The 25,311-nt window shown below is 61.8% G+C and carries 23 protein-coding genes; 15 read left to right on the forward strand and 8 right to left on the reverse strand.

Annotated elements, in window-relative coordinates; genetic code table 11:
* Positions 1 to 20: 20 nt before the first annotated feature.
* Positions 21 to 1,106: a 4-hydroxy-3-methylbut-2-enyl diphosphate reductase gene (locus BLW08_RS03695; protein WP_091323393.1), complete on the forward strand. Its 1,086-nt coding sequence runs from the start codon at positions 21 to 23 to the stop codon at positions 1,104 to 1,106.
* Positions 1,107 to 1,180: 74 nt separating this feature from the next.
* On the opposite strand, the gene BLW08_RS03700 is transcribed toward BLW08_RS03695, so the two are convergent.
* Entirely contained in the window at positions 1,181 to 2,467 is a 1,287-nt protein-coding gene (locus BLW08_RS03700; RefSeq protein ID WP_091323394.1) for a DNA recombination protein RmuC, read from the reverse strand.
* Positions 2,468 to 2,578: 111 nt separating this feature from the next.
* On the opposite strand from BLW08_RS03700, the gene ychF reads away from it, so the two are divergent.
* The 5 genes from ychF (at position 2,579) to BLW08_RS03725 (ending at position 9,371) form a co-directional block, all read left to right on the forward strand.
* On the forward strand, positions 2,579 to 3,664 hold the full coding sequence (ychF, locus tag BLW08_RS03705; RefSeq protein WP_091323873.1) for a redox-regulated ATPase YchF: 1,086 nt from the start codon (positions 2,579 to 2,581) through the stop codon (positions 3,662 to 3,664).
* Between the two features lie 316 nt (positions 3,665 to 3,980).
* Positions 3,981 to 5,663, forward strand: coding sequence for a peptide ABC transporter substrate-binding protein (locus tag BLW08_RS03710; protein ID WP_090818043.1), 1,683 nt, complete (start codon positions 3,981 to 3,983; stop codon positions 5,661 to 5,663).
* Between the two features lie 124 nt (positions 5,664 to 5,787).
* Positions 5,788 to 6,717, forward strand: a complete 930-nt coding sequence (locus BLW08_RS03715) for an ABC transporter permease (RefSeq protein WP_026539948.1) — start codon at positions 5,788 to 5,790, stop codon at positions 6,715 to 6,717.
* Positions 6,707 to 7,651 carry an ABC transporter permease gene (locus BLW08_RS03720; RefSeq protein ID WP_090818045.1) on the forward strand — a complete coding sequence of 315 codons (945 nt, stop codon included), beginning with the start codon at positions 6,707 to 6,709 and terminating at the stop codon, positions 7,649 to 7,651. Before BLW08_RS03715 ends, BLW08_RS03720 begins: the two co-directional genes overlap by 11 nt.
* 10 nt (positions 7,652 to 7,661) lie before the next feature.
* On the forward strand, positions 7,662 to 9,371 hold the full coding sequence (locus BLW08_RS03725; protein ID WP_090818047.1) for an ABC transporter ATP-binding protein: 1,710 nt from the start codon (positions 7,662 to 7,664) through the stop codon (positions 9,369 to 9,371).
* Positions 9,372 to 9,543: 172 nt separating this feature from the next.
* Here the strand turns inward: BLW08_RS03725 and BLW08_RS03730 are convergent, their stop codons facing one another.
* Positions 9,544 to 10,389: an SGNH/GDSL hydrolase family protein gene (locus tag BLW08_RS03730; RefSeq protein ID WP_254779662.1), complete on the reverse strand. Its 846-nt coding sequence runs from the start codon at positions 10,387 to 10,389 to the stop codon at positions 9,544 to 9,546.
* A 283-nt stretch (positions 10,390 to 10,672) separates the two neighbouring features.
* Between BLW08_RS03730 and typA the strand changes: the two genes are divergently transcribed.
* The 5 genes from typA (at position 10,673) to BLW08_RS03760 (ending at position 16,364) form a co-directional block, all read left to right on the forward strand.
* Positions 10,673 to 12,589 carry a translational GTPase TypA gene (typA, locus tag BLW08_RS03735; RefSeq protein WP_062072937.1) on the forward strand — a complete coding sequence of 639 codons (1,917 nt, stop codon included), beginning with the start codon at positions 10,673 to 10,675 and terminating at the stop codon, positions 12,587 to 12,589.
* Positions 12,590 to 12,622: 33 nt separating this feature from the next.
* The gene (locus BLW08_RS03740; RefSeq protein WP_090818053.1) at positions 12,623 to 13,039 is read left to right on the forward strand and encodes a hypothetical protein; all 417 of its coding nucleotides are present in this window, start codon (positions 12,623 to 12,625) and stop codon (positions 13,037 to 13,039) included.
* 319 nt (positions 13,040 to 13,358) lie between these two features.
* Positions 13,359 to 13,685 carry a ferredoxin gene (gene fdxA / locus BLW08_RS03750; protein WP_024817464.1) on the forward strand — a complete coding sequence of 109 codons (327 nt, stop codon included), beginning with the start codon at positions 13,359 to 13,361 and terminating at the stop codon, positions 13,683 to 13,685.
* 14 nt (positions 13,686 to 13,699) lie between these two features.
* Positions 13,700 to 14,848: a succinyldiaminopimelate transaminase gene (dapC, locus tag BLW08_RS03755; protein ID WP_091323398.1), complete on the forward strand. Its 1,149-nt coding sequence runs from the start codon at positions 13,700 to 13,702 to the stop codon at positions 14,846 to 14,848.
* A gap of 232 nt (positions 14,849 to 15,080) precedes the next feature.
* Positions 15,081 to 16,364 carry a citrate synthase gene (locus BLW08_RS03760; protein ID WP_090818059.1) on the forward strand — a complete coding sequence of 428 codons (1,284 nt, stop codon included), beginning with the start codon at positions 15,081 to 15,083 and terminating at the stop codon, positions 16,362 to 16,364.
* Positions 16,365 to 16,448: 84 nt separating this feature from the next.
* Here the strand turns inward: BLW08_RS03760 and galE are convergent, their stop codons facing one another.
* A complete protein-coding gene (galE, locus tag BLW08_RS03765; protein WP_091323400.1) occupies positions 16,449 to 17,489 on the reverse strand; it encodes a UDP-glucose 4-epimerase GalE in 1,041 nt (346 codons plus the stop codon).
* A gap of 80 nt (positions 17,490 to 17,569) precedes the next feature.
* Here galE and BLW08_RS03770 point away from each other — a divergent pair, with 80 nt between their 5' ends.
* Positions 17,570 to 18,196, forward strand: coding sequence for a TetR/AcrR family transcriptional regulator (locus BLW08_RS03770; protein ID WP_091323401.1), 627 nt, complete (start codon positions 17,570 to 17,572; stop codon positions 18,194 to 18,196).
* 102 nt (positions 18,197 to 18,298) lie between these two features.
* Positions 18,299 to 18,910: a hypothetical protein gene (locus BLW08_RS03775; protein ID WP_090818067.1), complete on the forward strand. Its 612-nt coding sequence runs from the start codon at positions 18,299 to 18,301 to the stop codon at positions 18,908 to 18,910.
* A 1-nt stretch (position 18,911) separates the two neighbouring features.
* Here the strand turns inward: BLW08_RS03775 and BLW08_RS03780 are convergent, their stop codons facing one another.
* Entirely contained in the window at positions 18,912 to 19,754 is an 843-nt protein-coding gene (locus BLW08_RS03780; protein WP_091323403.1) for a hypothetical protein, read from the reverse strand.
* A gap of 13 nt (positions 19,755 to 19,767) precedes the next feature.
* A complete protein-coding gene (gene dapD, locus BLW08_RS03785) occupies positions 19,768 to 20,793 on the reverse strand; it encodes a 2,3,4,5-tetrahydropyridine-2,6-dicarboxylate N-succinyltransferase (RefSeq protein ID WP_090818074.1) in 1,026 nt (341 codons plus the stop codon).
* Between the two features lie 95 nt (positions 20,794 to 20,888).
* Here dapD and dapE point away from each other — a divergent pair, with 95 nt between their 5' ends.
* Positions 20,889 to 22,013, forward strand: coding sequence for a succinyl-diaminopimelate desuccinylase (gene dapE, locus BLW08_RS03790; protein ID WP_091323406.1), 1,125 nt, complete (start codon positions 20,889 to 20,891; stop codon positions 22,011 to 22,013).
* Positions 22,014 to 22,019: 6 nt separating this feature from the next.
* Here dapE and BLW08_RS03795 read toward each other — a convergent pair whose 3' ends face one another.
* Positions 22,020 to 22,748: a helix-turn-helix transcriptional regulator gene (locus BLW08_RS03795; protein WP_091323408.1), complete on the reverse strand. Its 729-nt coding sequence runs from the start codon at positions 22,746 to 22,748 to the stop codon at positions 22,020 to 22,022.
* A 73-nt stretch (positions 22,749 to 22,821) separates the two neighbouring features.
* Here BLW08_RS03795 and BLW08_RS03800 point away from each other — a divergent pair, with 73 nt between their 5' ends.
* Positions 22,822 to 23,553, forward strand: coding sequence for an alpha/beta fold hydrolase (locus BLW08_RS03800; protein ID WP_091323410.1), 732 nt, complete (start codon positions 22,822 to 22,824; stop codon positions 23,551 to 23,553).
* 190 nt (positions 23,554 to 23,743) lie between these two features.
* On the opposite strand, the gene BLW08_RS03805 is transcribed toward BLW08_RS03800, so the two are convergent.
* Together BLW08_RS03805 and BLW08_RS03810 are read right to left on the reverse strand one after the other, a co-directional pair.
* The gene (locus tag BLW08_RS03805; RefSeq protein WP_090818086.1) at positions 23,744 to 24,637 is read right to left on the reverse strand and encodes an amino acid ABC transporter permease; all 894 of its coding nucleotides are present in this window, start codon (positions 24,635 to 24,637) and stop codon (positions 23,744 to 23,746) included.
* Entirely contained in the window at positions 24,634 to 25,284 is a 651-nt protein-coding gene (locus BLW08_RS03810; RefSeq protein ID WP_090818089.1) for an amino acid ABC transporter permease, read from the reverse strand. The genes BLW08_RS03805 and BLW08_RS03810 overlap by 4 nt, the downstream gene beginning before the upstream one ends.
* Positions 25,285 to 25,311: the final 27 nt, after the last annotated feature.

Genomic DNA, 25,311 nt, shown 5'->3' on the forward strand with positions numbered 1-25,311 from the left:
TGGGCCGGTAGCATGGAGGGATGACCAGCACAGCAGTTTCCATTCCTATGCCCACGGTGCCCCGCAGACGCCGATCTCCGGAAGAGGTACAGGCAGCGGCACCCGTCTCGGGTCCCAAAAAGGTTCTGCTCGCTGCCCCACGCGGTTACTGCGCCGGCGTGGACAGGGCTGTCATCGCCGTCGAAAAGGCGCTGGAGCACTACGGTCCTCCCGTGTACGTCCGTAAGCAGATCGTCCACAACGTGCATGTGGTCAGCTCGCTGGAAGAACAAGGCGCCATTTTCGTCGAGGAAACGGACGAAGTACCCGAGGGTGCCCTGGTGATTTTTTCGGCGCATGGCGTTTCGCCGGCGGTGGTCCAGTCCGCAGAGGATCGCGGTCTGCGTACGATCGACGCCACCTGCCCCCTGGTGACCAAAGTCCATAAGGAAGCCGTGCGCTTCGCCAAGGAAGATTACGACATCCTGCTCATCGGCCACGAGGGCCACGAGGAAGTCGAGGGAACCGCTGGTGAAGCCCCCGAGCACATCCAGATCATCAACGGCCCGCACGAGGTAGACAAAGTCACCGTCCGCGACCCCGAGAAGACCATTTGGCTCTCGCAGACGACACTCAGCGTGGATGAAACCATGGAGACCGTCCGCCTGCTCAAGGACCGTTTCCCCACGCTCCAGGATCCGCCCAGCGATGACATCTGCTATGCCACCACCAACCGCCAGGTGGCTATCAAGAAGATCGCCCCGCAAGCGGACCTAGTGATCGTTGTTGGTTCAGCCAACTCTTCCAATTCTGTCCGGCTGGTTGAGGTTGCCCTTGAGTATGGTGCCAAGAGCTCCTACCGGGTGGACTTTGCCAATGAAGTTGACGAAGCCTGGTTTGAAGGGGTTGCAACCGTAGGTGTGACGTCAGGTGCATCTGTTCCCGAGGTACTCGTCCAGGACGTGCTGCGCCTCTTGGCCGACTACGGCTACGGCGAAGTCCAGGAAGTTGTCACGGCCGAGGAAGACTTGCTCTTCTCGCTGCCTAAGGAACTCAGGGCAACCCTCAAGAAGGCCGGAGATGTTTCCCGCGCCCTCGGCGGCCGCGGGAACAGGCCCACCTCCTAGGAATAACCGACCTCATGGAGCAGGCCCGTAGCGGTTGCCGTCACAAGGACGACAACCGCCACGGGTCGCTTCGTTTAAGCGGCCGATTCGCGGTCTTCCCTGTCCTGGTCACTGTCATCGTGACGGCCCAGGGGTGAGTGCTGATCGTGGGTGTCGACAGCCAGCAACTCAGGGGCCGCCAAGGCGCGGGGGACGGCCTCCACGGACATTGGCGCGGCTAGACCGGCATCGTCCATGGTGTTGAGCTTGCGCGCGGTAGGCAGGACGCGGGCCTCCAAAGTGCCCACCATGGCGTTGTAGCGGTCTACGGACGTCTTCAGCGAACTGCCCAGCTTGCCGACATTTTCACCCAAAGTACCCATGCGCTCGTAGAGCTGCTTGGCGAGCTCGAACAGCTCGTGCGCGCTGTCGGTGAGAACGTCCTGCCGCCAGGTGAACGCCACCGACTTGAGGACCGCCAGCAGGGTCCCGGGAGAGGCCAGCACAACATTTCTGGACAGAGCATGTTCCAAAAGGGCCGGGTCGGCTTCCAAGGCTGACGCCAGGATGGACTCGGCCGGGAGGAAACAGATCACCAGCTCGGGGGAGTTCCCCGGAATGTCCCAGTACTTCTTGGAAGCCAGAGCATCGATGTGGGCTTTGAGTGCCTTGGCGTGCTGTGCCAGCAGCGTCTTGGAGTCGTGGTTGGAGCCGGGGGTTACTGACTCTCCGAAGGCCCCATCGCCGTGCATCTGTTCCTGCGCAGAGAGGTAGGAAGCCAGCGGCACTTTCGCATCCACCACCAGTTGCTTGCCGCCAGGCAGTTGGACCACCAGGTCAGGACGGAGCGTATTCTCGCTCCTGCCGGAATGAACCTGTTCGTGGAAGTCCACGTGCCGGAGCATTCCCGAGGCCTCCACCACCCTGCGGAGCTGAACCTCGCCCCACTGGCCCCGGGCGCTGTTCGAACGCAGTGCTGAAGCAAGAGCGTGGGTGGAGCGCAGGAGCTGTTCGTCAGACAGGCGGGCGTCCTGCAGTTGCTGGGCGAGCTGTCCGTACTGCTCCACCCTGTCCCGCTCAAGGAGCGATACCTGTTGCTGCACCGCCGTGAGCTTTTCGGCCACTGGAGCGAGCGCACGCAGAACGCTGCCATCCGAGTTTCTTGCTGCGCTCAGCTCGCGGTTCTGTGTGAACAGGAGCCGCCGCTCGGCGTCGGCTGCTGCCAGCTGTGCGGTCACCTCTGAAAGCCGCGACGAAACGGCGTCGAAGTCTTCTTCCAACCCTGCCCCCCGGCGTCGGAAGACGACGTATCCAGCCGCGAGACCAACCGCGGCACCTATCAGCAGCATGAGCAGGGCCAATACCAATCCAAATCCATCCATGTGGCAACCCTGTCACAGGGGTACGACAGTTTTAGAGAGGCTGTATGCCTGCGCCCCATTCGCGGGCACTGACAACGCCGGACGTGGTTCCACCGGGTAGAATCAATGCTCGTGGCTCTTACTATTGGCATCGTCGGACTGCCCAACGTCGGCAAATCAACTCTTTTCAACGCACTGACCCGTAACCAGGTGCTCGCTGCGAACTATCCGTTCGCAACGATTGAACCCAACGTCGGCGTGGTCAACCTGCCGGATACGCGTCTGGCCAAGCTGGCGGAGATCTTCGGTTCGCAGAAGTTGCTGCCGGCTCCCGTGTCCTTCGTGGACATCGCCGGCATCGTCAAGGGTGCCTCCGAGGGCGAAGGCCTGGGCAACAAGTTCCTGGCCAACATCCGTGAAGCAGAGGCCATCGCGCAGGTCGTCCGCGTCTTTGACGATCCCGACGTCATCCACGTGGATGGCAAGGTTGATCCGCGCTCCGACATGGAGACCATCAACACCGAGCTGATCCTGGCAGACCTTCAGACCATCGAAAACGCCATCCCGCGTATCGAAAAAGAAGTCAAGATCAAGAAGCGTGAAGCAGCCGAGCTGGCCGCCATTAAGGCAGCCCAGGCGGTTCTGGAACGCGGCGACACCATCTTCTCCTCGATCAAGAGCGACAAGCTGGAGATGGCTCACCTCAAAGAGCTCGGACTTCTGACTGCCAAGCCCTTCATCTACGTTTTCAACGCAGATGAAGGGATCCTGGGGGATCCGGCAAAGCAGGACGAACTGCGTGCCTTGGTGGCCCCTGCTGATGCAGTGTTCCTTGATGCCAAGCTAGAAGCCGACCTCGTGGAACTGGACGAGGAAGAAGCCCGCGAGATGCTGGAAATGAATGGCCAGAGCGAATCCGGCCTGGACCAGTTGGCCCGCGTTGGCTTCCACACCCTCGGCTTGCAGACTTATTTGACGGCTGGCCCGAAGGAAACCCGCGCATGGACCATCCGCCAAGGCGACACCGCACCCCAGGCGGCCGGCGTGATCCACTCCGACTTCCAGCGTGGCTTCATCAAGGCCGAGGTTGTCTCGTTCGATGACCTCATCGACGCCGGTTCCATGTCCGAGGCAAAGTCCCGCGGCAAAGTCCGGATCGAAGGCAAAGAGTATGTGATGGCCGACGGCGACGTGGTGGAGTTCCGCTTCAACGTCTAGTCAAGGCTGAGCGCCTCAGCTTCTGGAAGGGTCCTGGTTCGAGAGAACCAGGACCCTTTTTTGGTGCCAAAAACGTCCTGTCCTGCTGTCAGACAGCGAATGCTACCACCGAGTAGTGTTTGACTTGAAATTCCCGGCAATTTAGGCATCTGTAGGTTGCGGAACGGTTACAGTTTGGCCAGCATGTCCCAACATTCGGACGCAATGTGGGTAGGCTTACACTCACATGTAGGCAACGTCACAGTAGGAAACTGTGCCCGCGCCTGGGGGAATCACGAGTTTTCCCTGCTCAACTCCACGACTCATAGGAGGCGGAATGCGTTTCTCGCGCACTTCCAAAGCTCTAGGCGTAGCGGCGATCATCGCCCTCGCAGTGACCGGTTGCGGCGGCGGTGGCGGCAGCAATACGAACAGCTCTGCCGCGGCTGACCCGAACAAGGTCATTTCCGCATACAGCAACGAACCGCAGAACCCGCTGCTTCCGGCCAACACCAACGAGGTGTACGGTGGCCGCGTCGTCGAGCTGCTGTTCGAAGGCCTTCGCGCCTACGACTCGGACGGCAAGCCCGTCAACGCATTGGCGGAGTCGATCGAAACCACCGACTCGCAGAACTGGACCATTAAGGTCAAGTCCGGCGCCAAGTTCACCAACGGTGAGGCCATTACGGCCAAGACGTTCGTTGATTCCTGGAACTTCGCCGCGCTGAGCACCAACCTCCAGAACAACGGCTTCTTCTTTGAGTCCATCGAAGGCTACGCCGATGTCAGTGCAGTCACCGAGACCACCGGTGCTGACGGCAAGAAGACCTCCACTCCGGCCCCGACGGCGCAGACCATGTCCGGTCTGGCAGCGACTGACGACCAGACCATTACGGTCAAGCTCGGTCAGCCTGAAGCTGACTGGTCGCTGCGCCTGGGTTACTCCGCCTTCTACCCGCTGCCTTCCGAGGCTCTGAAGGACCCGAAGAAGTTCGGTGAGAACCCGATCGGCAACGGACCGTACAAGTTCGAGAAGGAAGGTGCCTGGGTACACGACCAGTCCATCTCCCTGGTCAAGAACGCTGACTACACCGGTCCCCGCGCTGCCAAGAACGGTGGCGTGACCTTCAAGTTCTACACCGATCCGGGCCCCGCATACACGGATCTTCAGGCCGACAACCTCGACATCACTGACGTCGTGCCGTCCAACGCACTGAAGACCTACACCACGGACTTCCCGGACCGTAACTCCACTCGTCCGAACGCCAACAACTCCACCTTGAACATCCCGGGCTACAACCCGAACTTCCAGGGTGAAGCCGGTCTTCTGCGTCGCCAGGCTCTGTCCCACGCCATCAACCGCGATGAGATCACCAAGGTCATCTTCAACGGCACGCGTACTCCGGCCACCGAGTTCACGGCTCCCGTCCTCGATGGCTACAACGACGCCATCCCGGGCAGCGATGTCCTGAAGTTCGACGCCGCCAAGGCCAAGGATCTCTGGGCACAGGCCGAGAAAATCAAGCCGTACGACGGATCCAAGCCGTTGCTGATCGCCTCCAACACCGACGGTGGCAACAAGGAATGGATCGACGCCGTTGCCAACGGTTTCAAGAACAACCTCGGCATCGAAGCAGAAATCCAGCCGTTCGCTAAGTTCGCTGAAGTTCTGGACCTGCGCAAGTCCCAGTCCCTCCCGGGCCTGACCCGCGCCGGTTGGCAGGGTGACTACCCGTCGCTCTACAACTTCCTCGGACCTGTATGGGCAACCAACGCTTCGTCCAACTACGAGAAGTACTCGAACCCTGAGTTCGACAAGCTCCTCAAGGAAGGCCTTGCAGCCAAGACTCCGGAAGACGCCAACACCAAGTTCAACCAGGCACAGGAGATCCTGTTCAAGGACCTCCCCGGCCTGCCGCTTTGGTACCGGGCAACCCCGATTGTTTGGAGCAACAACGTTGTCTCAGCCGAAACCGGCTGGAACGGCGGCATCCGTTACTTCGACATCGAGGCCAAGTAGTCCTCAGGATCTGAACTTGCCTTAGGGCATCGGGGGTCCGGCCACAGCGCCGGGCCCCCCTTGCTTGCTTGGCAGGAAGGCACACATGACACAGCAACACCCGACCAACGGAGAGGGGTGACCCGTGGTTCGCTTCATCTTCCGTAGGCTCCTCCAGGTCATCCCGGTATTCCTGGGGACCACGCTCCTCGTGTACTACATGGTCTTCGCACTACCCGGCGACCCTATTGCTGCCCTCTTCGGGGATCGCCAGCCACCGCAGAGCGTCATCGACGCTCTCAGGGCCCAGTACAACCTGGACCAGCCATTCTGGGTTCAATACGGGCTCTTCATCAAGAACTTGTTCACGTTCAACCTTGGCGTCGACTTCACCCAGCAGCCAATTGCCGATTCCCTGGCAAGGGCGTTCCCTGTCACGGCAATGCTCGCCATTGAAGCCCTGATTATCCAGGCCGTGTTTGGCATCGCCTTCGGCGTCTTCGCGGGCCTCAAAAAGGGCAAGCTCTTCGACTCCACCGTTCTGGTCGTTTCGCTCCTGGTGATCGCAGTCCCGACTTTCGTTCTGGGCTTCGTTTTCCAGCTTGTGTTCGGTGTCCAGCTCGGCTGGGCCAAACCTACTGTGGGCGCTAACGCCGACTGGGGCAACCTGATCCTCCCCGCCGTCGTGCTGGGACTGGTGTCCTTCGCGTACGTGCTGCGCCTGACCCGCGCCTCCGTCAGCGAGAACATGAATGCGGACTACGTGCGTACGGCAACAGCAAAGGGCCTTTCGCGTCCCCGAGTCGTGATGGCCCACATCCTCAGGAACTCGTTGATCCCCGTCGTGACCTACCTGGGTGCCAACCTGGGTGGACTCATGGGTGGTGCCATCGTTACCGAGGGTATTTTCAACGTCCCTGGAGTGGGTAACAAGCTCTTCCAGGCCATTCAGCGCAGCGAGGGTCCAACCATCGTCGCGATTGTGAGTGTCCTGGTTCTAGTCTTTGTCATTACCAACCTTCTGGTTGACCTCCTGTACGCCTGGCTTGACCCGAGGATCCGCTATGACCAGTAATACTGAACACTTCGTGGCTCCCGTAGAGGAGACGCCGCTTCTGGCCACTGACGCTGTCAAAACAGATCAGGCGCCTCTGAGCCTCTGGGCCGATGCGTGGCGGAAGCTTCGCCGCCGGCCCATGTTCATCGTCTCCTCGCTGCTGATCCTGCTCTTGGTGATCGTCGCGGTCTTCCCGGGACTTTTCACCAGCGTGGAACCCAATAACGACTGCCAACTGGCCAACTCCGAAGGTGCGCCCACTGCCGGGCACCCGCTGGGGTTCACCCTGCAAGGCTGCGACGTTTATTCCCGCGTGATCCACGGTACGCAGGCTTCCTTGTCTGTCGGTGTGTTGTCCGTGCTGGCCGTAGTACTCATTGGCGTCACCCTTGGTGCGCTGGCCGGTTACTACGGCGGCTGGCTGGACTCAGTCCTGGCACGTCTCGGCGATATTTTCTTCGCGTTGCCCATCATCCTCGGCGCACTTGTTATCACCCAGCTGCCTTTGTTCCGCGAGAACAGGAGCGTGTGGACGGTGGTCTTGACGATATCCCTGCTTGCGTGGCCTCAAATGGCGCGCATCACCAGAGGTGCCGTCATCGAGGTGCGCAATGCGGACTTTGTCACTGCGGCCCGATCGCTGGGAGTCTCCAAGTTTGGTGCCCTGGTCAAACATGCGCTGCCCAACGCTTTGGCTCCCGTCATTGTCTTGGCCACGCTGGAACTGGGCGTGTTCATCGTCCTGGAAGCCACTCTGTCCTTCCTGGGTGTCGGTCTGCCCGGCAGCGTGATGTCGTGGGGTAACGACATCTCAGCGGCCAACGCGTCCATCCGCACCAACCCGGGAATTCTGCTTTACCCGGCAGCCGCCCTGTCCATCACCGTCCTGAGCTTCATCATGCTTGGCGACGCCGTCCGCGATGCTCTTGATCCCAAGAGCCGTCAGCGCTAAGGAGGCGAACATGACTTCTGCCAACATCAGAATTGATGAAGCCACGGCACCAGTACGGCCCATCCTGGAGATCAAGGACCTGGCCATCACCTTCAAGACCGGTTCCGGTGAGGTCAAGGCGGTTAAGAACGCCCACTTGTCCATCATGCCGGGCGAAACGGTCGCCATTGTGGGGGAGTCGGGTTCTGGAAAGTCGACGACGGCGCTGGCCGCCATTGGCCTCCTGCCCAACAACGGTCGAGTCTCGGGCGGTCAGATTCTGCTCGACGGCGAGGACATCGCCCACGCGTCGGAAAAGCGCATGATCGAACTCCGTGGCAGCCACATCGGCATGGTTCCGCAAGACCCCATGTCCAACCTGAACCCGGTATGGAAGATCGGCTACCAGGTACGGGAGACCTTGAAGGCCAATGGTCGTCCGGACGGCCCCGAGGACGTAGCCCGCGTCCTGGCGGAAGCCGGCCTACCGGATGCTGCGCGGCGTGCCAAGCAGTATCCACATGAGTTTTCCGGTGGCATGCGCCAGCGCGCGCTCATCGCCATTGGCCTCAGCTGCCAGCCCAAGCTTCTGATTGCTGACGAGCCAACCTCTGCGTTGGACGTTACGGTGCAGCGCCGGATCCTGGATCACCTGGACAAGATGACCACTGAGCTGGGTACTTCCGTATTGCTCATCACCCACGACCTCGGCCTTGCAGCTGAACGCGCGGACAAGGTCATCGTCATGTACCAGGGGAACGTTGTGGAAGCAGGTCCCTCGTTGGATCTGCTGCGCAATCCCCAGCACCCGTACACCCGTCGCCTTGTCGAATCGGCACCTTCCCTGGCGTCGCGACGTATCCAGGTGGCTAAAGAGCAGGGCGTGGAAGCCGGTGATCTGCTGGCACCTGTAGCGGCCGCGAAGGATCGCTCCCAGGATGAGGTTCTGCAGATCAAGAACCTGCGCAAGATCTACAAACTGCGTCAGGGACTCGGCCAGACGTCCGATTTCGCGGCTGTTGACGATGTCAGTTTCAGCGTCAAGCGCGGAACAACCACGGCAATTGTGGGCGAGTCCGGTTCGGGCAAGTCAACTGTCGCCAAGATGGTTCTGCAGCTGGAAAAGCCCACTGAGGGCCAGATCGTCTTTGACGGTGTGGACACAGCGGGGCTGAAGGGCAAGGAACTCTTTAAGTTCCGTCGCCGTGTGCAGCCCATTTTCCAGGACCCGTATGGTTCCCTGGACCCGATGTACAACATCTTCAGGACCATCGAAGAACCGTTGCGTGTGCACAAGATCGGTAATGCGGCCAGCCGTGAAAAGAAGGTTCGGGAATTGCTGGACCAGGTAGCCCTGCCGCAGTCCATGATGCAGCGGTACCCCAACGAGCTCTCAGGTGGTCAGCGTCAGCGCATCGCGATCGCACGGGCCTTGGCCTTGGATCCCGAAGTGATCATCTGTGATGAGGCTGTCTCAGCACTCGACGTTCTGGTCCAAGCGCAGGTGCTCAACCTGCTGGCTGACCTTCAGGACAACCTGGGCTTGACGTACTTGTTCATCACGCACGACCTCGCGGTAGTGCGCCAGATCGCGGATCACGTCTGCGTCATGGAAAAGGGCAAGCTCGTGGAAACGGGCAGCACGGATGATGTCTTTGACAATCCCCGTGAGGCCTACACCCAGGCTCTCCTGGATGCTATCCCCGGTGGTTCGCTGCTGCTGCCGCCTGCGGTGGCCTGACCCGGCGTCGTACGTTTTACCACGCGTTCAGCGCAAGAGCCGGTGGTTCCCACGAGGGAACTACCGGCTCTAGCCGTTTAACACATTTGTTGTGGGGCCTGCTTTGCGCGCCAAAGAGCGCAGTAAGCGCGCAGAGCGGACCCCGCAACGCCCGTTATGACGACGCCGCGGGCTACTTAGCTGGCTCGGAAGTGTCCTGACGGGCCGTGAGGCCCAGGGCCGTGAGCTGGCCCGCCAGGATTGCACCAAGCTTGCTGTGTCCTGAGGGCTTCAGGTGCACGCCATCCTGGAGATCACCCACTGCGTCGTACCGGGTGAGCCAGTCGCCCGTACTGACGAACGGGATGCTGTGTTTGGCTGCGACCCGGCCCAACAGGGCATCCACTTCGGTGCGGCGGCCGCCTCCGTTGCTTGCACCGCGTGCCAAGGTGCCGATCATGGCGAGCTGGGCGCCGGGGTAGCGCTTCTTCAGCGCTGCCAGCAAGCGGTCTGCGTTGCTCGTGATCTGAGTATCAGTGGCTTTCTGCGAGGCATCATTACCGCCGCCCTGGACAACTATCAGGGGCGGAACGCCGTAGGGCAGGATCCAGTCGCCACGCTGCATCGCGTCGATGTAGTTGCCCGTCTTGCCGTTGGAAGCCACGAATCCCGTGCCGCCCATGCCCACAACGTGCAGCTTGTATCCCAAAGCTGCAATGCCTTGCTGGGGCCAGGAATCTTTTGGCATCGCCTGAGAGTCGCCGATCAGCACCGCGGTGTGGCGAACGTCAGCCAGCACCACTTCGTTGCGGTTGTTGGCAGGGTTCTTGTATAGCGATCCCACGGGCAAATCCAGTGAGCTGGGTGTGGGCGCAGCTTGGAGCGGCTTGCCGGCTGCGGCCGTCTGGGCAGGAGCGGGCGCGGCTGAGCGCGTGGGGACGGGTACTGTGGTGGCTTGGTTTGCTCCGCAGCCCACCGACAGAACGCCCACGGCGATCAAAGGTGCGAGCATGCGGATCGCGGCCGAGGCTTTGCGCATCGTGTGGTCTCCGTGTGGCACTGGTTCTGCAGCAATCATGGGGCACGAAGCCGGGAAAATCCAGCATCTGGACTTGCGGTTACAAAAGCGTAATGACATGTGAGCCGCACCACATCCCGGACGAGAATGGCTTGCTTTTTAGGCTCAGAAATGCAACTGCGTTTAGACTGGATGCAGGTGCCCTGTGTCCCGGGGTCTTTTCGCTGTGTGTTCCGATCAAGTAGATCAGGTATGCGCGCGGATACAAACAGCTGACTTCACCACTGAAACGAGTCATTAACGCATGTCTGAAACCATCACCAACACTGCGTCGCGGAGCGATCTGCGCAACGTCGCGATCGTCGCACACGTTGACCACGGTAAGACCACCCTGGTCGACGCCATGCTCAAGCAGACCAACTCCTTCGCTTCCCACGGTGAGGTTGAGGACCGCGTCATGGACTCCGGTGACCTGGAGCGCGAAAAGGGCATCACCATCCTCGCCAAGAACACCACGGTTGCCTACAACGGCCCGTCGTCCAACGGCGAGACCATCACCATCAACGTCATTGACACCCCCGGCCACGCCGACTTCGGTGGCGAGGTAGAGCGCGGTCTCTCCATGGTTGATGGAGTTGTCCTGCTGGTTGACTCCTCCGAGGGTCCGCTGCCCCAGACCCGCTTCGTGCTCCGCAAGGCCCTTGCCGCGCACCTGCCGGTTATCCTCCTGGTCAACAAGACCGACCGTCCCGACGCCCGCATCGACGAGGTTGTCCACGAGTCCATGGACCTGCTCCTTGGCCTCGCTTCGGACCTCGCGGACGAAGTTCCGGACCTGGACCTGGACAAGGTCCTCGAGGTTCCCGTTGTCTACGCAGCCGCCAAGGTTGGCCGCGCATCCCTGGACCAGCCAGCCAACGGCTCGGCCCCGGAGAATGAGGACCTTGAGCCCCTCTTCAAGACCATCATCGAGCACATCCCCGCTCCGACGTACAACCCGGACGGCGTGCTGCAGGCACATGTGACCAACCTGGACGCCTCGCCGTTCCTTGGCCGCCTCGCCCTGCTCCGCATCTACAACGGCACGCTCCGCAAGGGTCAGACCGTTGCTTGGGCACGCGCAAACGGTGAGCTCAAGAACGTCAAGATCACCGAACTGCTGGCCACCAAGGCACTCACCCGTGTTCCTGCCGAATCGGCCGGTCCCGGTGAAATCGTGGCTGTCGCCGGCATCGAGGAGATCACCATCGGTGAAACCCTCACGGATGCCGAGAACCCGCAGCCGCTGCCGCTGATCACCGTGGACGATCCCGCGATCTCCATGACCATTGGTATCAACACCTCGCCGCTGGCCGGCAAGGTCAAGGGCGCCAAGGTCACCGCCCGCCAGGTGAAGGATCGCCTGGACAAGGAACTGATCGGTAACGTGTCCATCAAGGTTCTCCCCACCGAGCGTCCCGACGCCTGGGAAGTTCAGGGCCGTGGTGAGCTCGCGCTGGCCATCCTGGTTGAGCAGATGCGCCGTGAAGGCTTCGAGCTGACCGTGGGCAAGCCGCAGGTTGTCACCAAGACCATCGACGGCAAGCTCCATGAGCCGATGGAACACATGACCATCGACGTGCCGGAAGAGTACCTCGGTGCTGTCACGCAGCTCATGGCTGCCCGCAAGGGCCGCATGACCAACATGGCCAACCACGGTACCGGCTGGTGCCGCATGGAGTTCATCGTTCCTGCGCGTGGCCTGATCGGCTTCCGCACCCGGTTCCTCACGGACACCCGCGGCGCCGGTATTGCTGCTTCCATCTCCGAAGGCTACGAGCCGTGGGCCGGCCCGATCGAATACCGTACCAACGGTTCCATGATCGCCGACCGCGCCGGTGTTGTGACACCGTTCGCCATGATCAACCTGCAGGAGCGCGGTTCCTTCTTCGTGAAGCCCACCTCCGAGGTCTACGAAGGCATGATCGTGGGCGAGAACTCACGCGCTGACGACATGGACGTCAACATCACCAAGGAAAAGAAGCTCACCAACATGCGTGCGGCTTCCTCTGACACCTTCGAAAACCTGACGCCGCCGCGCGACCTGACCCTCGAAGAGTCCTTGGAATTCGCCCGCGAGGACGAGTGCGTTGAGGTCACCCCGGAATCGATCCGTATCCGTAAGGTCATCCTGGACTCCAACGAGCGCGCCAAGGCTAACCGCGCCCGCGCCAAGTCCTAGCCTGAACTGACTGACACGGTCAGGCATAGCTGAATGAAGAGAGGGGTCGCCGGTACGGTCCGTGGCATCGCCACGGCCGTGCTGGCGGCTCTTTTCGTTGCTGCGGCAGGAACCGCCCTGCACCGCCAAGCGCTGCCTTGGTCCGGCGTCGAGGTCCCGTGGGGCGTAGCTGGGGCTTTGCTCCTGCTCGCGTCTGTCCAGTTGTGGCTCGCTGCCTGGTCGCGTTCGGTGGTCCCGACGGCGGTGGCCGGCGTGGTGACTTATGCCGCCGTCGGCGTCTTCTCATCTGCAGGACCGGCCAAGCAGTTGGTGCTGGGCGACGCCGTGGGCAACGTGTGGGTGTTCGGTATCGCTGCGGTTACTGTGGTGATGCTGGTGGCAGCCAGCCGTCTCCGCGCGGGACGGCCTGCCGCCGCGGCGGTGGCGGTGGAACCTCCTTCGCCGCGATGATCATCGCCAACGGAATTTCGACGTCGGCGTTGCGTGTTCGTATGGTGCAACTGCTCTCGCTGGCGTCCAGCAGGTAACCCAACGCGTCCGTGAGGCCGCCGTCAATTCTGTACCGGACCACCACCCGCACGCCGGGCTGTGCAGTGAGTAGGAATTGTCTGGGCGGCAAATGCGGGGGAGTCACTGATTCATACTAAGACGCGGGCTAGGTTGGCGTCAGCGCACTGTTGGATAATAGGCTCGGAAGTTGAGTGCCCGGCATGATGCCGGCAGTATTACCCCGGCCATCGCCGGGACAAACCGTGGAGAGGTCTGGGACGTGACGTACGTAATCGCGCAGCCGTGTGTGGATGTCAAGGACAAGGCATGTATTGAAGAGTGCCCTGTCGACTGCATTTACGAAGGTGAGCGTTCCCTCTATATCCACCCCGATGAATGTGTCGACTGTGGTGCCTGTGAACCCGTGTGCCCTGTTGAGGCCATTTACTACGAGGATGACACCCCGGAAGAATGGGCCGACTACTACAAGGCCAATGTTGAGTTCTTCGACGACCTCGGTTCCCCGGGTGGAGCGGCCAAGATCGGCAATACGGGTAAGGACCACCCGTTCATCTCCGCACTGCCCCCGCAGAACCAAGACCACTAAGGGCGGTTGTTTCATTGATTTCCGCGGCGCCGGCTTTCGGCCTGAACCTGCCTGACTACCCGTGGGAGGCTATGGCGCCGTATGTTGCCACAGCCGCTAAACACCCCGGTGGCGCAGTGAATCTTTCCATCGGCACGCCGGTGGACCCCACTCCCGGACTCATCCGTGAGGCCCTGGCCGCGGCCTCGGACGCCCATGGCTACCCCACGGTGCATGGCACCCAGGCCCTGCGCCAAGCCGTGGCGGACTGGTTCGCCAGCCGCCGTGGAGTGCCGGGGCTGGACCCCAAGGACGTCATGCCAACCGTCGGCTCCAAAGAGCTCGTGGCCTGGTTGCCGTTCCTGCTCGGTTTGAGTGCCGGCGATGTTGTTGTCAGGCCTACCGTTGCTTACCCGACGTACGATATCGGCGCGTCACTTGCAGGTGCCACGGCGGTTGCTGCGGATGACCTCGACGAACTTGATGCAGCCACCCGCGCGAAGGTTCGTTTGATCTGGATCAACTCGCCCGGCAATCCCACGGGCAGCGTCCGTGATGTCGAGTCTCTCCGCAGGATCGTTGGCCAGGCCCGCGAGCTCGGCGCCGTTGTGGCTTCGGATGAGTGCTACGCCGAGCTGGGTTGGGGCGAATGGGATGCCCAACGCGGGGGGGAAGCTGTGCCCAGCATCCTGGATCCCCGGGTTACCGGTGGTTCCACCGATGGCCTGCTCTGTGTCTACTCGCTGAGCAAGCAATCCAACCTGGCCGGATATCGTGCCGCCTTCGTCGCTGGAGATTCGGCCATCATGGCCAATCTGGTCAACAGCCGCAAACACGCGGGCATGATCGTCCCTTACCCGGTGCAGGAAGCAATGCGGGTTGCCTTGGGCGACTCCGGGCACGTCCTGGCGCAGAAAGACCTGTACCGCGGCCGGCGCGAGCGAATCGTTCCCGCCCTTGAAAGCTTCGGATTGCAGATCCAGGAATCCAAGGCTGGGCTTTACCTGTGGTCCACGGCGGGCGAGGCTACTTGGGACACAGTTGCCCGTTTCGCTGAGCTTGGCATCGTGGTTGGACCCGGGGTTTTCTACGGGGATGCGGGCAACGGCTTCATCCGCGTGGCTCTGACAGGCAGTGACGAACGCATCGATGCAGCGGTTGAGCGACTTGGACACGGCGCATAACAATGCTGTGACTTGCACCACGATTAGCGTCATTCCGCCAGTAACCGGACGGCACGGATTAGTTCCGCAGGGTTACTGGCGGTAGCTTTTTAACTGACTATCAATGGTGGCCTTCACTAAGAAAGCACTTCGGCCGTTGGAGCCCTGCAACAGTAGGGCCGAAGGCGGCGGCACCAGAAGTTGGTTGGACAAGCGTTCGATAGAGGCCCAAAGGCCTCATGAAGGGGACTCCATGACTGAGACCACCAGCGCAACACTGCGCCATGCCGGCGGCGAACTCGAACTGCCGCGCATCCAGGTTGTAGAAGGAAACGAAGGCTACGACGTTTCCAAGCTGCTGAAGCAGACGGGCGCCGTTGCCTATGACCCCGGCTTCATGAACACAGCGGCCACCACCTCGGCCATTACCTACATCGACGGCGACGCAGGCATCCTGCGGTACCGCGGTTACCCCATTGAGCAGCTCGCGCAGCACTCGAGCTTCCTCGAAGTTTCCTACCTTCTGATCTACGGCAACCTTCCCACCCCCACTGAGTTGGAAGAGTTCGATCAGAAGATCCGACGTCACACACTCCTGCACGAAGAGCTCAAGGGCTTCTTCGGCGGGTTCCCGCGTGACGCCCACCCCATGCCGGTGCTCTCCTCGGCTGTTTCTGCGCTGTCCACGTTCTATCAGGACTCGCTGGATCCCTTCAACGCGGAGCACGTGGAAGTTTCCACCATCCGCCTAATGGCCAAGCTGCCGGTCATCGCCGCCTACGCGCACAAGAAGTCCATCGGCCAGCCGATGCTCTACCCGGATAACTCCATGAACCTCGTGGAGAACTTCCTGCGCCTGAGCTTCGGTCTTCCGGCCGAGCAGTACGAAATGGATCCGGTAGTAGTCAAGGCACTGGACCTCCTGCTCATCCTGCACGCCGACCACGAGCAGAACTGTTCCACGTCCACCGTGCGCCTTGTTGGCTCCTCCAACGCCAACCTCTTCGCGTCGGTTTCCGCCGGCATCAACGCCCTCTTCGGCCCCGCACACGGTGGCGCCAACGAGGCCGTGCTGAAGATGCTCCGCCAGATCCAGGCCGACGGCATCAAGCCCGAGGACTACATGGAGAAGGTCAAGAACAAGGAAGACGGCGTCCGCCTCATGGGCTTCGGGCACCGCGTCTACAAGAACTACGATCCCCGCGCCAAGATCATCAAGGCAACGGCACACGAAGTTCTGGGCAAGCTCGGCGGCAACGACGAACTGCTGGACATCGCCATGCGCCTGGAAGAGAAGGCCCTGGCTGACGACTACTTCATCCAGCGCAAGCTGTACCCGAACGTCGACTTCTACACCGGCCTCATCTACAAGGCCATGGGCTTCCCGGAGAAGATGTTCACGGTCCTGTTCGCCATCGGCCGCCTCCCGGGCTGGATTGCCCAGTGGCGCGAAATGATTAACGATCCCCAGACCAAGATCGGCCGTCCGCGGCAGCTCTACACAGGGGAGCCGGAGCGCAACTACCCGGCAAACTAATGCCCCAACAGCGTTAATAACGACGGCGGCCGCTCACCTCGTGCGAGGTGGGCGGCCGCCGTCGTTATTGCTGTGGTTGGTGACCTAAGCGTTGTTTGCCGCGGCAGGCTCAGCGGCGTTGTACCCGTAAGGGTTGTTCTTCTGCCAACGCCAGTGGTCCTCGCACATTTGGTCCACGGTCTTGGTGGTGGACCAGCCGAGGTCCGCCAGCGCGGAGGACGCATCGGCCCAGAAAGCCGGAAGATCGCCGGCGCGGCGACCCGTGATCTTGTAAGGAATCGGCTGGCCGACGGCCTTCTCGAAGGAGCGCAGGACCTCCAGGACCGAGGAGCCGCGGCCCGAGCCGAGGTTCCAACGGCGCACTCCTGCGCGTTCTGCGATGTAGCTCAGGGCTGCTACGTGGCCATCTGCCAGGTCAACCACGTGGATGTAATCGCGCTGCGCGGTGCCATCGGGGGTGTCGTAGTCGCCGCCGAAGACCATCAGCTTCTCGCGGCGTCCCACTGCTACCTGCGCAATAAAGGGCACGAGGTTGTTCGGGATCCCTTGCGGGTCCTCGCCGATGCGGCCGGACGGGTGGGCCCCCACGGGGTTGAAATAGCGCAGCAGTGCGATATGCCAGCGATCGTCAGCGTTGCCCAGGTCAGAGAGGATGTCCTCGATCTGTTCCTTGGTGCGGCCATAAGGGTTGTTGGCGCCAATTTCCATCTTTTCGATGTAGGGGATGGGGTTGTGTTCGCCGTACACGGTGGCAGAAGAGCTGAAGACAATGGATCGCACATTGTGCTTGTCCATGGCCCGGAGCAGGTTCAGGGTGCCCACAATGTTGTTGTAGTAGTAGGCGAGCGGCTCCTGGACGGATTCCCCCACGGCCTTCAATCCCGCAAAGTGGATCACGGCGTCGATCTGGTGCTGGTCGAACACAGCCTCAACTGCGGGCTCGTCCACCAGGTCAACCTGGTGGAAGGCGGCAGTCTTGCCGGTCAGCTCGGAAACACGGCGGAGGGATTCCTCGCTGGAATTCACGAGGTTATCCAGCACGACGACGTCGTGGCCGGCTTCCTGGAGGGACAGAACGGTGTGGGAACCGATGTAGCCGGTGCCGCCCGTGACAAGAATTTTCATGGTCCCTACGCTATCGGAAATCGGAGCCACGCCGCTCTGTGTTGAGCGGTGTTGAAGCACGTTCGTGCTAAAAAATACTGGTGCCCAAAATTGTTGATGCCGAAGCCCGGCGCCAGGAAGTTGTCCAAGCCGTCTTCCGGATCATCGCCAGTGATGGCTTGGAACGGGCATCCTTGAGGGAAGTAGCCGATGAGGCAGGGCTGGCCGTCGGCTCGGTACGGCACTATTTCGCCAGCAGCGACGATCTCCTGGTCTTCTCCTTTGGCGCAGTGATCGACCGGATTGCCGGCCGTTTGGAGTCCGCCATGACGGCAGTGGAAGCGGAACGTCAGGGCAGCTCAGCGCAGCAGGCCGCTGTGCTGAATCTCCTCGGCCAGTTCCTTCCCCTGGACGAAGAGCTCGCGGTGGATGCCTGCGTATGGATGGCGTTCCGCCACGCTGCACGTATCAAGCCTGTCCTGGCAGCCGAAGCTGAGCGCAGCCACCGCGCTGTGGCGGCCGTCGTCGGGCGTTTGATCATGCTGTTGAGCCCCCAAGAGGCTGAGGCCCAACAAACCCTTGTAGCGGAAGCGGAGAGGCTCCTGGCCACCATGGATGGGCTGTGCATGCACGCATTGCTGCAACCGGAGTGGATGACAGCGGAAATGTGCAGCGACGTCCTGACGGCGCACTTACGTTCTTTGGCTGGAGCACCTGCTTCGTCCTGAACCACCGAGGCCTCTGCCAAGCAGTGCCTCCGCGCCACTACCGTCTGGACTCATCGGGAATAGACTGGGAGAAGTCGGGAACCTGCCAAGGGAGGAATTCGGATGCATGAGTCATGCGGCCCGGGATGGCGTATCACCATGGACACGTCCGGGCCGATGCTCATCGCCCTCTATTTGCGCGATGTCGCGGGGTTGGATGGTGCTGGCAAACCTGTGTTGTCGCACGCAGCTCCCAAGGTCCGGCATGCCGATCACAGCCACCTCACCTCCGATGTGGGGGGAATTCACGCTCTCAAGACGGAATGGGAAGCGTGGTGGGAGAACCTGGTTAAGTCCTACCCCAACCCGGCATCGGAACTGGCTCCTCCCAGCTTCAAGGCATTCGGGAATTCGCCGGCACTCCAGCGCGTCCTGCAGGCTCACTTCGGATCGGCCCTGGGGTGGGCGACGGATCGCATTGACGAGTATGCAAGCCTTGAGGCTGCCCGCGAAGCAAACGGCGTGACACAGGTCCTGAACGAAATGGTGGAGGACAGGCTGCTAGAAGTCGGCCGCAGTTCCCGGGACTTCGATCTCACCATCATTGAGCTACCCCTCAATGAACCCCGCGCCTGGTATTTGGAACCCAGCACCATGATCATGAGCCACCGGTTGCTGGCCGAGCCAGATGTCTTCCGCAGCTATGTCCAGCCAGTGGTGGAGTTGCTTGCCTGAGTCAGGTGGTGGGGGCGGACACCGTGATAGTGACTCCCCCGGACGGATCGGCAGAAGCATGCCAGCCGTCCCTTTTCTCCCTGTTCCAGGTCTGGCCGGCAGCGTCCACTTGGGTGATGGACAGGGATTTCGCGTTTGCTACGGCCCAGTGGGCAATGGCCCATGCCTGTGTTCCAGCGACCTCCAGCTGGACCGAACGGCCCTGAACCGTGGCCGCGTGGCCGCCGAACGCCGTCGTGATGCCATCGACGACGGCGGCAGGGTCGCCTGCCGCTTCGGGCATACGCAGCTCACAGTTCAACGATGATTCGGAGTGCCCGGTCAGGGCGGAGGCGAAAGCACGACCCATGGCTTCATGCTGGGCATAGGCGCGTGGGAATGCCGATCGCTGGACGGCTTGGGCGGCCTGGGTGATTTCCATGGTCTCGAACCCGGGCACTTTGACCAGTCCGTCATAGAACGCGTTGCTCGCATAGACGGGGTCCATGACCTGGGCCTCGGTGCCCCAGCCCTGTGAGGGCCTCTGTTGGAACAGGCCACGGGAGTCCGGTCCCGCTTCATCGCCGTAGTTGATGTTCCGGAGACGGGATTCCTGCATAGCGGTGGCCAGCGCAATGCTCGCCGCCCGGGGCGGCAACCCCCGCTGCACGGATATGGCCGAAATGAGTGAAGCGTTGGCAGCTTGGTCTGTGGCCAGCTCGTGGGTGTCGGAACCTGCGACGGCGACGCAGCGCTCCGTGACCAAGGTCTCGGAGCGCTGCAGTACAGCAACTATCGCGTAGATGGCACCTGCTACGAGGGCCAAAGCCAGCACCGCAACGATGGCGCGGCGGAACCGGCGCATTGAACGTCTCCTGCTAGTTGGCGTGCAGAGCCTCGTTCAGCTCCACGGTCTGACCCTTGCGCGGCAGAACTTCCACGCCGCCGGTGGTGGAGTTGCGGCGGAACAGCAGGTTGGGAACGCCGGAGAGTTCCACCGCCTTGATGATCTTGCTGGTGTCCTCCCCGTTCTCGTCCTTGGGTCCAGGGACGCGCACGCGGGTTCCGGCGGTGACATAGAGACCGGCTTCGACCACTGAGTCATCGCCAATGCTGATGCCGACGCCGGAGTTGGCGCCGAGCAGCACGCGCTCACCCAGGGCGATCTTTTCCTTGCCGCCGCCGGAGAGCGTGCCCATGATGGATGCTCCACCGCCCACGTCCGTGCCGTCACCGGCAACGACGCCTGCCGAGATGCGGCCTTCGACCATGGAAGTGCCCAGCGTACCGGCGTTGAAGTTGACGAAACCTTCGTGCATCACGGTGGTGCCTTCGGCAAGGTGGGCACCCAAGCGAACGCGGTCGGCGTCGGCAATGCGTACGCCTGTGGGGACAACATAGTCCACCATCCGCGGGAACTTGTCCACGCCATAGACCACAACGTTGCCGCGCTTGCGCAGGCGTGCACGGGTCAGTTCGAAGCCGTCAACCGCGGCGGGGCCGAAGTTGGTCCACACCACGTTGGGCAGCTTGCCGAAGACACCGTCCAGGTTGATGCTGTTGGGCTTGACCAGGCGGTGTGAGAGAAGGTGCAAGCGAAGGTAGGCGTCAGCGGTGTCTGCCGGCGCGGCGTCGAGGTCGATCTGTGCGAAGACCACCTTCTGCTCGGTGCCACGATCGGCGTCGTTGCCTTCATCGGCGAGTGCAGTGAGTGAGGGGTCTGCGTTTTCGATGTCGCGCAGCGACTCGGCCGCTACGCCAAGCGCAGGCGCCGGGAACCAGACATCCAGCACGGTTGCTTCCCCGGAGGCCGAGGTGGCGATGGTCGCGAGGCCGAATCCGTAGGCCGAACGGTCGGTGGCGGGCGCGTTTGCGGGCACAGCAGAAGCAGCAGTTTCAGTCATGCGCCAAGTCTATCCAGCAGTCGGAGGTCGGTTAAAACCCGTCTCACGCCGTGAAGGTCGCATTTGACGTTGTGTCCGGGGATTAAGCTGGACGGGTGACCCTGAACCCTGCTCCCGCCCTCCTTGACCTGCGCCAGGACGTTGCTTTGCTGACGGCCGCGATCATCGACTTCAACAGCGTCTCCGGTAACGAGACCGAACTGGCCGACGCGGTGGAGGCCGCCTTGCGTGCCATCCCCGCTTACGCCGTGGTCCGGGACGGTGACGCCATCATTGCGCGAACCGAACTTGGCCGTCCTGAGCGCGTCATCCTTGCCGGGCACCTGGACACGGTTCCACTGCCCACGGTTGAGGGATCGTTGGGCACCGTTCCCGCGACGTGGGAGTCCGGCGTTCCCGGGGAAGGCGTGCTTTATGGCCGGGGGACCACCGACATGAAGGGCGGGGTCGCGGTGCAACTCGCACTGGCGGCAACACTGTTCGACGACGGACGGCAGCCGGACAAAGATGTCACCTTCGTCTTCTACGACCATGAGGAAGTGGAGGCAGTGAAGAGCGGCCTTGGCAGATTGGTACGCAATCACGGCGACCTGCTGGACGGCGATTTTGCGATCCTCCTGGAGCCCACGCACGGCACCGTGGAAGGTGGGTGCAACGGCACCAGCCGGTTCGAAGCCACCACCATCGGTGAGACTGCCCACTCCGCGCGTGCGTGGATGGGCAGCAACGCCATCCACGCTGCGGCTCCCATCCTTGCCAGGCTGGCTGCGTATGAACCCAGGACCATCAACGTGGACGGCCTTGACTACCGCGAAAGCCTTAATGCCGTGAAGATCAACGGCGGCACAGCCGGTAACGTCATTCCCGATCGCTGCGTGGTGGAAATCAACTATCGTTTTGCCCCGGACAAGACTCCTGACCAGGCCGAGGCCCATGTTCGGGAGCTGCTGGAGGGTTTCGACGTCGTTCGGACCGACGCAGCTGCCGGCGCTCGTCCGGGACTCAACCATCCGGCTGCCGCGTCCTTTGTTGCCGCAGTCGGGGCCGAGCCGAAGCCCAAGTACGGCTGGACCGACGTCGCTCGCTTCAGTGAGCTGGGCATCCCGGCGGTGAACTTCGGCCCCGGCGATCCGCTGCTGGCGCATAAGGACAATGAACACGTCGACGCCGATGCCGTCCGTGAGTGCCTCCGGGCACTGAGGACGTGGCTGGCGCCGTAGCTGGCTCTACTGACCCGAGGGGTTGCTTGGGTGGCCTGGCCCGCCCCTACCATGCACTGGTCTGGCGTTCGGTGGGGGTTCGCCGACTTCGTGGATGGTATGGCCGCTGCAAGGCGTTCCGGTTGCGCTGGCCCGCTCGATGCGCGAGACGGTGAACCATCGCATTGCATCGCGTAGTTGGCACCACCCAACCAGGTACCACCGGCCGTTCGTGGAGGCGAAGAGAACTGGTTCAACGTCGCGGGTAGTGGTGGTCCCGTCTCCCGAGGTGTAGCGAATGCGGACCACCCGCTGCTCGGCCATCGCCGCCTCCAGTGCCGACCTGATGGTGCGTGAAGATGATGGAAGCGGGTTGACCCACACGCGGCCGGCCAGCTGCTCGGCTCTTGCACGTGTTTTTGGATCGAGGACGTCCAGGATCTTCTGGATCCCGGCCGCTGCCAGATCGGAGTACGGGGCGTCAGGTGCAGCGGACACGGCCGCCATCAGCGCAACAGCTTGCGCTGGGGACAAGCTGACAGGCGGCAGGGACGCGCCTATGGCCAATCCGTAGCCACCGCCCGGACCCGGGCGCGACCAGACGGGCGCTCCGCTGTTCTCGAGCGCAGCGAGGTCTCTCTTGACTGTGCGCACGGACACGCCGAACTCTCTCGCCAGCCGTTCGGCGGAGCAACCCCGGGATCCATTGCGGCGCAGCATTTCGGACAGGGCATGCAGTCGCTCTGTTCGCTTCACCCTTCTGCCTGCAGCAAATTCATGACATAAATAGTGACATACACCTGTCTGCACCGCCTACGAAGCTGGTGATATGACAACCGCAACGAGCAATCCGCACATCATTCTCATCGCCGGCCACTGGCTGGGCGCTTGGGCGTGGGATGAAGTCCTCGAATACCTGAAAACCGACCACCCCCGTGCTATGGCCATGACACTGCCTGGGTTGGAGGGGGACGATCCTGAGCGTGCCTCGAAGACTCTCGACGATCAAGCCGCAGCGGTCATGGACCTCATGGTCCGGCTAGGGGTTTCCGAGGACGGGCCTGCCGTAATCGTCGCTCACAGCGGGGCAAATGCTCCCGTCAGTCTTGTCCTGGACCGGCAGCCTGAGCTTGTTCAACGGGTGGTATGGGTGGACTCTGGTCCTGTGGTGACGGGCAGCGTCTTTGCCGCAGACCTCCCGGAGGGGTTGGAGGAGCTTCCGCTGCCGCCCTTCGGTGCGCTGGCACAGCAGGCCAGCCTCGAGGGCCTGAGCGCAGACGTCCTGGAGCGTTTCCGGAGCCGGGCAGTCCCTGAGCCAGGCCCCGTGCTTCGTCAGCCCGTCGAGCTCACGAACGATGCCCGCCGCACGGTCCGGACAACTCTGGTGTGCTGCTCGATCCCGAGCGCCCAGGTGCTGGAACTGGCCCGCGCAGGCCATGCCATGTTTGCCGAAGTCGCGAACCTCGTCAACCTCGATGTCATTGACCTCCCAACGGGCCATTGGCCCATGTGGAGCCGACCCCGCGATCTGGCCAGGGCCATTCTGGCGGCGTCTTCCTGAATGACCTGAACCGCTTGTACAACCTGAGGGGCCAGCCGATTCCGGCTGGCCCCTTCAGTCCGCGAGGAAATTCATGACACAGCGCCACGCTGCTCTCACGGCGGAGCCAGCCCCTAAAAAGCCAACCCCTAAAAAGGGAGAAGGTCCGCAGCCTGTTGGCTGCGGACCTTCCTTGTGCGGTGCAGGATGGCTACTTCGTGCCCGGTCCCTCCACAGAGTCCTTGGCGACGGGATCATTACCGCCGGCTGAAAGGCCTGTGCGAATGCTGGCCGGAGCCACGCCCCCAGCGGCCTTCTTGGAGCCGCGGCGCTCGATCATGATCGCAATCCGGGAAACGGACAGGTTGATCAGGATGTAAATTGCGGCGCCCACGAAGAACGCTGGGAACAGGAAGTCCGGACCCAGGAAGTCAGCCATGATCTGGATCTTCCGCAGGAGTTCTTCGTATCCGACGATGTAGCCCAGCGAGGTGTCCTTGAGGAGCACCACCAGCTGCGCAATCAACGATGGCAGCATGCGTCGTACGGCCTGGGGGAACTCGATGGACATGCGCGACTGGAAGCTGCGCAAACCGATGGCCAGCCCGGCCTCGCGTTGTCCCTTGGGCAGGGACTGGATGCCTGCTCGAAGGATTTCGGCGAAGATGGCGGCGTTGTAGAGCACCAAGCCAACCACGACCGCCTGGAACTGTCCGGTGGCGAAGACCAGCAGAACGAACAACATCATAAGGACCACGGGCATGCCGCGAAGGAACTCAAGGACCACCTGTGTGGGTATGCGAATCCAGGAGATCAAGGAGATGCGCAACAGGCAGAGCGCGATGCCCAACGGGAAAGCAATGACGGCTGCCACTGCGGCCGCAGCCAGGGTGGACAGGATGCCTTGGCCGATCAGGCTCCAGACGTCCGGCGCCAGGGGACCGTAGAAGATTTCCCAGCGGTCCGCGTCGAAGATGCCTTGCTGCGCCAAAGTGACGACGGCGATTGCGAGGACTCCGAGGATGATCAGAATTCCGGCGGCTGATCCGATCAGCGAGTAGAGGCGGGCTTTCGGCCCGGGGACGTCGTACAGGACCGATGTCATCGGGCAATCGCCACCTTTCGTTCAACAAAGTGAGCCAGGAGCCCCAGCGGAACCGTAATCAGGAGGTAGAAGAACGCTACCCCTAGAAGGATCCAGAGGACTTGGTCGCCGTAGTCGTTGGAGAGCTGGCGGCCGTAACCGAACAGCTCCAGGACGAAGAACGCGCCTGCCACGGAGGAGTTCTTGACCAGTGCGATCAGGATGTTGATCAAGGGAGGAATGACTGTGCGGACTGCCTGGGGGAGGACGATGAACCCCAGAACCTGGGTAAAGGTCATGCCGACGCTGCGGGCGGCTTCTGCTTGACCGACGGGCACGCTGTTGACGCCTGAACGGACGGCTTCGGCAATGAAGGCGGCCGTGTAGCTGCTCAGCGCAATAATGGCGGCCACTTCGAATTGCTCGAATTTGACGCCAAGTCGGGGCAGGACAATGGCTGCGAAAAAGAAAATGATGGTCAGTGGGGTATTTCGTGCGACTTCAACATAAAACATGCTGAAACCACGGAGTGCAGCCACGGGGGAAACCCTCATGGCCGCCAGGAGTGTGCCGACGATGAGGGCAATGATTCCTGAAATTACGGAGAGATATAGGGTGCGGAGAAATCCGTCCCAGTATTCGGGGAGGCTTGCTATGACGGCGTCCATGGCTTCCTTCGGCTGCAGCTAATCAGG

The sequence above is a fragment of the Arthrobacter sp. cf158 genome, assembly GCF_900106835.1.
Taxonomy (GTDB): Bacteria; Actinomycetota; Actinomycetes; order Actinomycetales; family Micrococcaceae; genus Arthrobacter.